6 protein-coding genes are annotated in these 12,296 nt (G+C 48.0%); 4 read left to right on the forward strand and 2 right to left on the reverse strand.

The features are described from left to right. Positions 1-363: 363 nt before the first annotated feature. Both yjeM and AYR61_RS01190 read right to left on the reverse strand, forming a co-directional pair. On the reverse strand, positions 364-1,851 hold the full coding sequence (gene yjeM, locus AYR61_RS01185; protein ID WP_054712284.1) for a glutamate/gamma-aminobutyrate family transporter YjeM: 1,488 nt from the start codon (positions 1,849-1,851) through the stop codon (positions 364-366). A 322-nt stretch (positions 1,852-2,173) separates the two neighbouring features. After that, positions 2,174-5,104, reverse strand: coding sequence for a mucin-binding protein (locus AYR61_RS01190; RefSeq protein WP_065901114.1), 2,931 nt, complete (start codon positions 5,102-5,104; stop codon positions 2,174-2,176). A 660-nt stretch (positions 5,105-5,764) separates the two neighbouring features. Here AYR61_RS01190 and gshAB point away from each other — a divergent pair. The 4 genes from gshAB (at position 5,765) to AYR61_RS01210 (ending at position 12,221) form a co-directional block, all read left to right on the forward strand. Next, entirely contained in the window at positions 5,765-7,288 is a 1,524-nt protein-coding gene (gene gshAB, locus AYR61_RS01195) for a bifunctional glutamate--cysteine ligase GshA/glutathione synthetase GshB (protein WP_065901117.1), read from the forward strand. A gap of 718 nt (positions 7,289-8,006) precedes the next feature. After that, positions 8,007-8,999, forward strand: a complete 993-nt coding sequence (locus AYR61_RS01200) for a ketopantoate reductase family protein (RefSeq protein WP_065901130.1) — start codon at positions 8,007-8,009, stop codon at positions 8,997-8,999. Between the two features lie 400 nt (positions 9,000-9,399). After that, on the forward strand, positions 9,400-9,810 hold the full coding sequence (locus AYR61_RS01205; protein WP_054712293.1) for a peptide deformylase: 411 nt from the start codon (positions 9,400-9,402) through the stop codon (positions 9,808-9,810). A 1,202-nt stretch (positions 9,811-11,012) separates the two neighbouring features. Beyond that, a complete protein-coding gene (locus AYR61_RS01210) occupies positions 11,013-12,221 on the forward strand; it encodes an LCP family protein (RefSeq protein WP_065901133.1) in 1,209 nt (402 codons plus the stop codon). Positions 12,222-12,296 lie beyond the last annotated feature (75 nt).

The following is a 12,296-nucleotide window of genomic DNA, read 5'->3' on the forward strand; positions in this document are numbered from 1 at the left end:
CGTCACCTAGTAGTACCAACGGCTTACTCACCCCCGAATAAGCGTTGGTGGGTGACGGTTTTTAGAGTGTGAGGAAAGGCGGGTTAGGGGCGGTGTGTAACGGACTCTGACCGAAAAGTCCGGGCCTGACTTTTTGGTCAGAGTCCGTTACACACCGCCCCGTGCCTTTCCGAACACGTTTCAGCTAGATAACAGTAGAAAACGCCGCCACTTAATCATTAGTACATAATAAGCACTAAAAAAGCGGATCTGCCTTTTCACAGACCCCAGCCCCCTGACCTTTCCGAACAAATGTATCTCCAAAAGCAAAAAAAAGAGACCGCCCATCACCCCAGACAGTCTCTTTAACACGCCAAAATAAACCTAATCCCGCGCCTGTTTCCGCGTTTGATAACTCAGAAAGATCCAAGCAATCGTCCCAAAGAACACAGGTCCAATGATCGTCCAGAACGCAGTCACATAATCGTGCGTAATAATCGGGTAAGCACAGGTAAAGCCAATGCCCCCAACAAGGACGATCAACACAATGGTCACAATGATGTTCGTCAGCGTTTTATTATTGTAAACATGGAAACTATAGTCCAGATCTGTCCGGCGTTTAAAGAACGGAAAGGCGCCGATCAGAAACAGATATGGAAACGACGTCGACACGTTCGACATATCGGTGAGAATCATGTAGAACCGTTGGGCCGTTGACCCACCAAAGGCAATGAGAAAGATCAGCACACAGACAATGGTTGCCTGCGTCCACATCGCATAGCTTGGCATTTCTTTGCCGTTTAACTTGGTCATTTTCTTAGGCCAGAACTTTGGGTTGGACCCCATAATAAACGACTTCAGCGGCGAGTAAATCAAGACGGAGAACGACCCCAGGTAAGCAATAAACATGCCCAGTCCGGCGAACCTTGCAAACAAAGCCCCAATGATGCTAGCCGTGTGTGCAGATAAGTTTAAGCTCGTCGCTAAGGATACCCCAAGGTTATTCATCAAAACATACGTAATGTTCCCAAGGTTCACCTGGTTGCCTGATAGCACCTGGTGCCAATTTGTGCTGACACCCCAGAGGAAAATCGAGAGCGAATAGGCAATCGTGATGGCAATCGTTGAAAAGATCAATCCCCGTGGGAACGTCTTTTCCGGCTTATCCAAACTATCAGTCACGCCACCTAGAGATTCCGCGCCAGCATAAGCGAAAATGGCGTAGACGATAAACGAAATAAACGCAATCGGCGACTGGAACTCTGGATTAGGCGAATGAATGAAACTCCCAATACCGTGAATCGGTTGGGCCAACTGGCCGTGGTTTGCGATCCAAACCGTTAGACTTGCGAGCACAAAAATCGCGGTGAGCAGCGTGACGAAGATGCCCCCAATGGAAGATAAACGCGCAATCATATCCATCCCGTGACTCGCTGACCAGGTAATGAAGATGATCCATAGGATGGCCAGCACCCCGATCACCTGGGTAGAAGCGAGCCCCATGATGTGCCAACTCGGCGTGGCATCATGGCCGGCAAAAATCGTTGAAAATGGAATCCAGACTCTCGAAGCCGTTGAAACCATCCAGATGATCCAGGACGACAGCCAGATAAACGTACCGATGAACGCGAGTCGTTCACCGATGGACTCGGCCAACCACGAATAAATCCCCCCGTGGGCGTCCTTAAACGCAGACCCATACTCAGCAAACATCAGCGAACTTGGCAGCATGAAAAATAACGCCGCAAGGATATACCAGATAATGCTGGCGTACCCCATCTGATCAAAGGCAATGGTGGTGTTGGCGAATCCGTAGATCGTCGTAAACACCATCAGAATCAACCCGATCAGTGTAATTTTCTTCTTTCCCATAATCTTACCTCAACCTCAACATAGAATAAGTGCATGATAATCCTCTTTAAATGTACCCTTTAATGTATAACTACTCAATATTTATGAAAGAAGATTTAGTTTCTCATGTGATTCAAAGATTAAGTGCTTGAGTATATCGTTGATATTATGCAGTTTTAAATAACAAACAGTTTAACCGTGATTGTATAATATTCCAATTAAGCTGAACAATGATTAGGTACTTGCATAGATTAATCGGGTTATTCATCATTTCACAATTCAAAAAAGCACTGCGATGACCGATCATCGCAGTGCCTTTTAATTAGGATCTCATTGACTTCATTTAGTCATGTTTCCGTTTCTCAAACCCAAGCCAGCCGGCCATTGTGGTTGCCAGAGCCAGTAAGCCAAAAACCCCAGCGTTCTCCTGTGTTTCGGAGGTCTGCGGTAGTTTGTGATACCGTCCCATCCGTGAGTCGTTGGCTGTACCAGCCTGAGTGGTTGCCGACCCAACGCTGTTTGCGGTTGTGGTCAACCCAACGCCATTCTCAGGGGTTCCAGATTGCCCGTTACCAGTTGCTGTATTACCAGTCGTAGCGGTCGTTGTGCCAGAATTGCCACCAGTCGAGTTCCCGCCATTTGGTACAACAGCAGGCTGCTGCCCGGTCGTAACGTCGCCTGGATTGGTCGTTGTGGTACCCGTGTTGCCATCAGTTCCAGTGCTAGTCGTATCACCAGGTGTGGTCCCGGTATCTGTTCCAGTCCCATTTCCAGTGTCGGTCCCTGGATTTGAATTGTTGCCCGTATCAGTACCGCTATTACCATTACCGTTGCCGTTATCAGGCGGGGTAACGGCATCCTTTTCGTAAACCACGGTCAGTTCAAGGTTGCTATCGCCGTAGTGGACGGTCTGCGAACTAGTTGCCTGGTCAGAATCTGTGCTGACGACCACGTGGTAGCCTGGAATCGTTGGCAACGTAACACCAGCAAGCGTCCGGCTTTCCGGTGTAATGGTAACTTCACCAGTAGCTGCATCCGTCGTCTTGGTAAACCCAACGGCCACCGTGACTTCAGGACTCAACGTGTTGCCGTTTTGGTCAACGAACGTCACTTGCTTAGCGACTACGTCAGTCTCCATTGCAGGCGCATCCTTTTCATAAACCACGGTGTAGGTAAGGTCAGGGTCGCCAAATGCGACTGTTTCTGACTTTCGTGCACCGGATAAGTCGGCACTTTGGACAACGTGGTAGCCGGTGATGGTTGGCATCGTGACAGCATCTAACGTGCCAGGATCCGGGGTATAAGTGATGTCACCAGTCACAGCATCGACACTCTTTGTGATTCCAAGGTTCTGGGTGACTGAAGGTGCAATCGTGTTGCCATCCTGATCAACGAAGTTAACGGTCTTTGAGACAATATCCGTTGTCACTGTTGGATCATTCTTAGTGTAGTAATAGGTCACTTGCTGACCAAACGGACCATAAGTGCCAGTTGCGTTTCCAACCACTTCTTTAAGTGTATAACCCGTGAACGATTCAGCAGTCGTTGTGTAGGTTCCTAAAGAGTGTGTCTGTGTAGCCGTTGCCCCAGCATTTGATACTGTTTGAGTATCCAGTGATGTCGTACTGCCGTCTGGATTGATTGCCGTGTAGTTAACGGTTACGTCTGCATTTGGTAAGAAATAGAATCTGATATATTCACCATTGCTGCTCATGACTCCGCTGGGATCACCTTGGCTGGTGACAAGCGTGTATCCTGTAGCCGTTTTGGCATCGAGAGCAGCCTGAAGGCCATTGTTATACAAATTATATGTCTGACCAGTGGCACCTGGATAAGTGGTTGCCACACCACTAGTCGGCGCTGATGGTGCTGAGGTGTAATCTTCATCATCTGAAGTAGCTGTATTCTTGTACAAATATTGTACAAGAATTGGATTACTATCTGTGGCACTCAGTTGTGTTTGGTCAAACGTCCCTGTTGCGTCCGTTGGTGTTGAAACTAAGGTGTATCCTGGAACCACAACAGATGCCAAAGCTGATGTATCATAGCCGTTAGCTGGATGAGTCCCATCTGAAGCATTCATCGAACTGCCAGGTAGTGTTTGTTGAAAAATAACATCGCCAGTATCTTCATCCACCATTTGCACAATGACATCAGAAAGCGGGACGTAATACAAGGTTACAGACTGCGCACCTGCTTTGTTCTTGGTTGCTGCAAGCGTAGAAATATCACTAATCAAGACATAACCTTGCAAGTTAACCGCGTTATTTGCAACGTTGACGTCTGAACTCAAATTACCATAAGCATATGCTTCTGTGTTTGTCCCATCTAACGTTGGCTTTTTGCCGTTAACTGCTGCTTGAAACGGATTAGGCACACCAGTAATCGTCTCGCCAGTCAACGCATCAACATAGTGATACGTAATAATACCAGCTTCGCCAGTTGGTACTGTTGTAGTTGAATCAGCAGTCATTTTGGCAACTAAATCGTCAGCAGTGATTCCTTCCGCCAACGTATACGGCACATCAACCGCCGCGTCAACCGCCGTAATCATCTGCGCGACCCCACTTGCTGCGTAAGTGGCAGCCGCCTGAGTCTTCGCATCAGCCAGCGTCGCGGCATCCGTGGCGCCCAGATTTGTGACCGTTACTTCATCAGGGTTATCAGTAGTCGATGATGCCGGTGCTTCCGTATCTGGTTGCGACTGAGTTGTTTCCGTTTCAGCTGGCGTGACTGCTGCTTTCACATCAGTTGCCGCCGTTGTTGAATCGGTTGCCGTTTTTGCTGAAGCAGCAGGTGCAGTCGTATCTGTAGTGCTCGTCTCGCTTGCCTGCTTCTCAGTGCTGGTGGCAGCCGTTGAAGTTGTTGCAGCAGTTTTCGCAGTGGTATCAGGTGCTGTTGTCGTCTCTGAAGCTGTCTTCGTATCACTAGTAGCAGTTGTCGTTGTGCTTGTTGCAGCCTCAGGAGTATCTGAGGCACTGCTTTCAGTTGTTGAACCTGCAGTGCTCTCAGAGTTGCTTGTTAAAACGGCACTGTCACTGGCCGTCGTCGAAGTGGTACTACTTGAGTCACTAGTCGTAACCGCGGTCGTATCCGCATCAGCCGTCGTTGTGTCCGCTTTAGCTACTGAAGCCCCCGCGACACCAGCTAATCCGATCGACAATGTTGTGACACCAGCAACCAGCCAACGTTTACCGGCCTTATAAAGTTTTGGCCGAACAATAATCGTGTTTTCATCATGCATTAATTTCCGATACTCTGATCGTTTCAGCATTATGATTCCCCCATGTCTACCTACGCCACAATACACATCAAATTATTGTCAGTAACCAGGATAATCATCCAGTGGTTACTCCTCCAATGTAATTATAACTTGTTTACAAATCGTTAAGGTGATGTATGAATTAAAATGATTATATAGTTTTCAAACTAACCCAACAATTTACGGTGATTTATTTGTAAAAATAGCCGACTCCGCTAGATAAATGTGGCGTTACCTGAACCTCTTCAATGATTGCTTGCTCGCTGGATTTGAAACTACTAAAATGGTGCGACTATCGCGTCATAATTATAGTTGTTTCACAGCTTTCTTAGACAATTTTAGCGAATTGTATTATCATCTTTTGGAACACGTGCATCAAAATACATGTAATCATTATCTACACAATCGGTGCTATCTGTATTTCATGATTCAGGTTTCGACACCGATTAAATTGATATATAATAACCATAAAGGCGGGACTATTAATAAAAAAATTCTATGAAGCCTTGCGTAATACAAATGCATGACATTTTCGGTTGTTCGCTTGTCGCTCATTTGTTTTCGCGCTAGAATCATGACTACTTAAACTAAAAACGCACCTTATTAACGACTTAATTTAAAAAAGCACCACCTTGATCTTGACACTAGACGACACTTAGGGGGATTTATGTCATGAACATGCAAGAAATGCTGCGCCATACAAATGTGGCCGGCAGTTTTGCCCAGTGTAAGATGGGCATTGAACGCGAGGGGCAACGCGCCACGCTTCAAGGGCAATTAGCCACAACTGACCACCCACAAACACTGGGTAGCCGGGCTTATCACCCCTATATTCAAACAGATTTTGCGGAAACGCAGCTGGAATTGATCACGCCGATCTGTACGCGGACGACAGACCTGACCAACTGGCTGGAATTGTTGCACACGACGGCTGAAACGGCAATGGCCCCCAACGAGGTACTTTGGCCGATCAGCATGCCGCCAGCGCTGCCTAAGGACGAGCAGGACATCCAATTGGCTAAGCTGAGTGACCCGCACGATGTGGCATACCGGTCACATTTGGCGGCAGTTTACGGCCGTCGCAAGCAAATGGTCAGTGGAATCCATTTCAACTTCGAATTTGACCCGGCGCTGGTAAAACAGCTCTTTGACCAGCAAAATGACATTCCTGATTTTGGCGACTTCAAGACAGCCCTCTACTTTAAGGTGACCCGCAACTATTTGCGGTACCAGTGGTTGATCACCTACCTCATGGGCGCATCGCCAACGAGTGAACCGGGCTATTTTACGGATGATGACCGGCCAACAAAACCGGTTCGCAGCATCCGGAACAGCCACTATGGCTACACCAACGGCCCAGATGTGCACGTGTCATACGCGGACATGCCCCATTATTTAGCCGACTTAGACCGGCTTGAAGCGGCTGGTACACTGTCGCAGGATAAGGAATTCTACGCTCCAGTCCGACTACGCGGTGGCCATGAAGTTCATGACCTGCGCACGGCTGGCGTTGAGTATCTGGAATTGCGTAACATCGACCTGAACCCCTTCTCGCCATATGGCATTAATAGTGCCCAAATTACGTTTTTGCGGTGCTTCTTACTGACCCTGTTGTGGCTGGATGAGGAACAACCCGCAGATGACTGGGTAGCTACGGGGACGGCCGCCAACGATGCAGTCGCGCTTGAAGATCCCACGACGATTTCCGCCAGAGTTGAAGAAGGCGAAATGCTCGTGAACACAATGGAAGAAATGAGCCATGCGTTGCAGTTGCCGCTTTCCGCAACCCTCTTTAATGACGCAAGGTACACCCTGCATCGTCCAGAAAAAACGCCGGCGTACATGCTGTACACACAGAGTCGGCTCAGCAGTCAGGAGCGGTTTGCCACCGGCATTGCCATGCGTAATAAACAGTCTGCGAACACGGCTACCGACCGTTTTATGGCCACAAATGTCCAGCTGCGCATCCTGCTCATCAACGCTGTGAAACGCGGCATCACGGTGACGTTTACCAACCGGACGAAAACAGCATTCAAATTAAGCTTCAACGACCGAACCATCTACGTCAGCGACCGCGGCACCAGCAACGATGGTGACCACTGGCAACCAGTGACAACTGAAAATCCATTGCCGGTGACGGTGGCGCATGCGCTGGATATGATCTGGCGTGGCGAAAAGCACGAGGATGAGGAATAAACCAACTGTTCTCAGTTTTGTAGCAACGAATACTGATGTCAAGTCTTTCATGGCTGCTTAGTACCATTCGATGAACACCAAGGGCATTCTTAACTACGTGATGATGACCTAAGGTGCTCGTTGAGGATTTTTATGCCACATTGAATGATCACTACTATGTAGCGGAGTGGAGCCGGTTGGCATTGCAGGCAGTAGTGAAAGCATGAGTTGATGACCGTTTTTGGGTCATTTACTCATGCGGGCGTGAGGGAGATCCACTTTTGGCAACGCCAAAAATTAGCTTCCTCGCGACCCCACTACAGTCTGCAGAGCCAACCGGCGGAACGCAGCGACAATTAACAACTCCTAAAATAATTAAATTAAAATGAGAATTCCTCTTGACGTTTCTCATCAAGGTGTTATGATAATGTCAACTTGATAGAGCAATGCGTTTACGAGGACAACGTTCAGCCGCTATACAGCGATCCCGGGTTGGTGCAAGCGGGAAATAGGCTGAACAAATCACCTCTAGGCATTTAGCGCGAACTTGAGTAACGCTAAACGGAGTCACACTCCGTTACCAAAATGGATCTGTGAATACGCAGATCGTAAGTCCTGTTCGGTGACGGATGGGAAGCTAAAAGGTGGTAAAGCACATAAGGGTGCCCTTTAAGATCATGACTCATGGTCTTTGGGGCACCCTTTTTCTATCAAAATATAATTTTGGGAGATCATACATATGAAGTTTACAGTTGTTGGCGCAGGCGCCATGGGATTACGTTACGGGTTATTGTTACAGGATGCGGGCAACGAAGTCGATTTTGTGGATGGCTGGGAAAAGAATGTCGAAACCATGCATGAACAAGGCGGCGTTTACGTGTCACGAGATCACGAAAACAAGCATCTAGTCCCGCTGAATGTTTACTACCCTGAAGGCTATACGGGCGATCCAGACTGTTACGTGTTCTTCTTAAAACAGATGCAGTTGGCTGACATGTTGGAACGGTGTGCGCACTTCTTCAAGCCAAACCAGTACGCCTTTACCTGCATGAACGGGATGGGACACGTTGAAAAATTATTGAAGTACTTTAAGCCGGAAAAGGTCGTTGCTGGGACCGCCCTCGTGGCAACTGTTTTAAACGGGGCTGGCGACGTCGACTTTATCGGCAAGCGCGGTGCGGGATCAATGAAGCTTGCGAACTATACCGAAAAAACGGACGAATTCACCCACAAACTGGTTGAACAGCTCAAAAAAGCCCAGTTCAATCCAGAGTTGACGACGAACTTCCGTGGTACCCTGATGGTCAAAGTCGTTTTCAATTCCGTGGTCAACACGCTTTGCACGATGTTTGAAATGACCATGGGCGAATACGCTGACTACGAAGGCGCCGATGAGATGAGTCGTCAGCTGATCGATGAAGCCTACGACGTGTGTGAGCGCGATGGCGTGCAGATGATCACCACTCGGCAGGAGGAACTGGACAGCGTTAACTACGTCAGCAAGGTTGCCAATCCCCTCCACTACCCGTCTATGTATCAGGATATGCATAACTACCGGCCAACCGAAGTCGACTACATTAACGGGTATCTGGTTAAACTGGGGCAAAAGCACGGGTATAACGCCAAGACTCACGCGTTCTTGACTCACGAAGTTCATTTGGCAGAACGCGGCAAGCAACGGGAATTGAAACGTCTCCAAGCGGCCAAGGAAGCCACTGCCGTAAAGGCCTAACCCGTAAATAATATCCTGGTTGTCAGCAACACTCGCGCAGGTCGGCCGCTTCGATTTGAAGCGAATTGGTGCGCGGGCCTTACTGGCAACCAGTGCGCAATCGTCCAGCGCATCCGTTTTCTGAATGGACACGTCCAGCGAGGTCATCAGGGCATCCTGCCCAACTCGATGATGACTGGTAAGCTGGTGCAACCCTCGTGTAGCGGGACGCAACCTCGTACTACATATGCCGCTACCCCGTGTGTCATTGCAGCACCCCCTAGCACTGACGATTACGACAACCACGACTGAAGTCAGCGTGCCAACAGCTGCCACACAATGATTTCAGTTCTATCTAGCTTGCATGGAGAGCGTTTTCTCGGCTATAATAGCGATATTATTTAAACTGAGGAGCGAAACCATGATCAAACAAATTAACCACGATGAGGGTTTCCTGAAGCGCAAGGCCGTTAAAGCCACGCGCCAGGATGCCGCTACCGTTACCGACCTGATGGACACGTTACGGGCCAACCAGGACCGGTGCGTCGGCATGGCCGCCAACATGATTGGCGTCAACAAACGCATCATCGCCGTTCAAATGGGCATCCTATCAGTGCCCATGATCAATCCTGAAATTACGAAGACGTCTGATCCTTACACGGCTAAGGAAGGCTGTCTTTCACTTGTCGGGCAGCGGTCAGCCAAACGTTACGGTACGATCGAAGTGACATTCTTGGACCAAAAATTCCAGGAACACACCCAGACCTTTAGTGATTTTATCGCGCAAACGATTCAACACGAAATCGACCACTGCAACGGCATTATCATTTAATCACAAACCGCTTGATCTACTATGTATTTACCGCTTGATTTAATAAAACACCTCAGACTGTCAAGGTTGCTGACGATCCGAGGTGTTTTTTGTGTCAAAAAAAGCACCACTAAACCGTTTAATCTGGTGGTGCTGGGTATGGTTAGAAACTGATTACTACTCCTATGCAATATGACGACCAATACAACTGCGCGTTATCGTTTACGATAACTCCCCGGCGGCGGCATCGTTTTGACCATAATCGGTTTCCCCTGATTATGGGTCACATTCGTGTTTCATGAGTTGCCTAACCCACACAGTTAACGGTAATCCCCACCGAAACCCGTGCTATATCTGAAAGTGACAAGCAAATGGTGTTATGGCAACGCTGCTCGTTAAACTCAATAGTATAAACCAGCAAAACGGTGCAATAAACACACGCTTACTAAGAGTGACTGACATCTAATAAGTTGTGTACAATTAAATCGATAAGAAACACTTAACTTATAAAGCATTTAAATGCAAGCATTTTTTGAACATTGTGTCGGTTTTTTATTTTTTTTTAGAATCGCAGGTTATTTTAAGGTTCAGTGATTAGAATATGGCTTGTTGTTTTTTTCGATGGTTTGTTATTGATTTATCACAGCACGAACAAGTGCAACAGATATTGGACACTTGTCTGTTTGCGAGAAATGTGTATAATTGTCTTTCTACTGTTTCGTGTTTTTTGAAACGGGAACATTTCCTATAGTTTTGAATATGCTTCTGAAGTGCTCTTGTGTGAGCGACTTCGGCACAAACGCCAGGTACGGGATGTGCTTTTTCAGTTTCTTGAGTGCGCCTTGCTACGTGGGGACATTTCACATTGCCGAAACGTGCTCCAGGGCAAGGAGCTGCACCTAAGGGGACTTCGGCACAAACGCCAGGTACGGGATGTGCCTTTTCAGTTTCTTGAGTGCGCCTTGCGACGTGGGGACATTTTATATTGCCGAAACGTGCTCCCGAGGGGCAAGGAGCTGCACCTAAGGGGACTTCGGCACAAACGCCAGGAACGGGCGTTTATGCCAAAGTCCCCTTAGGCTCCGCTCCTTAACCGCCCCTTTTCCGCACTCTAATCCTTAACAAACTAATAAGGAACTTATGATTCACTGAATACTGTCTTTATTTTGTCACATATCTGTCATTTTTCTGTATACTATTCCAGTAACTTGAAGGAGGACCCCATGAATAATCAATTACCACCACGTCACCGACAGCGTCGTCGGACATTTTCTCGCATTCGGACCATCGTTTTGTCCGCAATCATTGTATTACTGTTAGGTGTTGGGGCCAGTGCCGCCTACGTTTATTATCAGGCTAAGGGCACCCTATCCGGCTCCTACTCTGCTGTCAATAATAGCAATAAAACGGCTATTACGAAGAATAAACCCATTAGCGTCCTCCTCATGGGAACCGATACCGGTGCACTCGGGCGGACTTTTAAGGGTCGGACCGACACCATGATCGTTGTCACAATTAATCCAAAAACAAAAAAGACCACTATGGTCAGCATCCCACGAGACACCGTTGCTAAGATCTATTCATCTTCCGGTCAATCGCAAGGCGTTCAAAAGATCAACGCTGCTTACACGATTGGCGGGGCTGGCGGGGCCATCAAGACCGTTGAAAAATTAACAAACGTTCCTATTAATTACTACGTTACGATGAACATGGGCGGTTTGGAAAAGGTTGTCAACGCGATTGGCGGCATCACCGTCAAAGCAGACTTCTCATGGACCGACAGCGCAACCCACAGCTCATTTACCAAGGGTACCCACCACGTAAACGGGAAACGCGCACTTGCCTTTGCCCGGATGCGTAACGAAGACCCTCAAGGCGATTACGGTCGACAGAAACGTCAACAACAAGTCATCACGGCCATTATTAAAAAGGTCATGGCAACGAAGTCCGTATCGACTTACCACAAACTGCTGTCACTGGTTTCAAGCAATATGAAGACTGATTTATCCTTTAACAACATGCTTGAATTGGCTAAGGATGATCGTCAGGCTGGCCAAAAAGTTAAGAAAACAACCTTGCAAGGGACTGGCGCCTATATCGAAGAGTCCTCATATCAGGTTCCTTCTACTAAGGAACTGAACCGGGTCTCAAAGATGTTGCGTGCCTCGTTAGGCCTTTCAGCTAAGACGGTAAGTAACTACAATACCAAAGAAAATAAGCTCAATGTGGCGGCTGGGTTTGACTTCTCAAACGGAAATAACCCAACTTATACGCTGTATGATGCATCCGGTAATGCATCCACTTCCGATGATACGACCACCACGGCTGCTGGCAGTACGACTACCGGCGGGACTACTGATACCACTGGCGGTGCTACTGGCGGAACCACTGGTGGCGGTTATGGTGGCGGGGCTACGCAGGGAGGGTATTAGAGATAGAGAGTGGAACAAGGCGGTTTAGGGGCGGTGTGTAACGGACTCTGACCGAAAAGTCCGGGCCTGACTTTT

This window comes from Secundilactobacillus paracollinoides (genome assembly GCF_001702155.1).
Taxonomy (GTDB): domain Bacteria; phylum Bacillota; class Bacilli; order Lactobacillales; family Lactobacillaceae; genus Secundilactobacillus; species Secundilactobacillus paracollinoides.

What these genes read in the sequence shown, in the direction of transcription:
- AYR61_RS01210 (WP_065901133.1), top strand. Translation starts at nt 11,013, where the DNA reads ATGAATAATCAATTACCACCACGTCACCGACAGCGTCGTCGGACATTT.
- gshAB (WP_065901117.1), top strand. Translation starts at nt 5,765, where the DNA reads ATGAACATGCAAGAAATGCTGCGCCATACAAATGTGGCCGGCAGTTTT.
- AYR61_RS01190 (WP_065901114.1), bottom strand. Translation starts at nt 5,104, where the DNA reads ATGCTGAAACGATCAGAGTATCGGAAATTAATGCATGATGAAAACACG.
- AYR61_RS01200 (WP_065901130.1), top strand. Translation starts at nt 8,007, where the DNA reads ATGAAGTTTACAGTTGTTGGCGCAGGCGCCATGGGATTACGTTACGGG.
- AYR61_RS01205 (WP_054712293.1), top strand. Translation starts at nt 9,400, where the DNA reads ATGATCAAACAAATTAACCACGATGAGGGTTTCCTGAAGCGCAAGGCC.
- yjeM (WP_054712284.1), bottom strand. Translation starts at nt 1,851, where the DNA reads ATGGGAAAGAAGAAAATTACACTGATCGGGTTGATTCTGATGGTGTTT.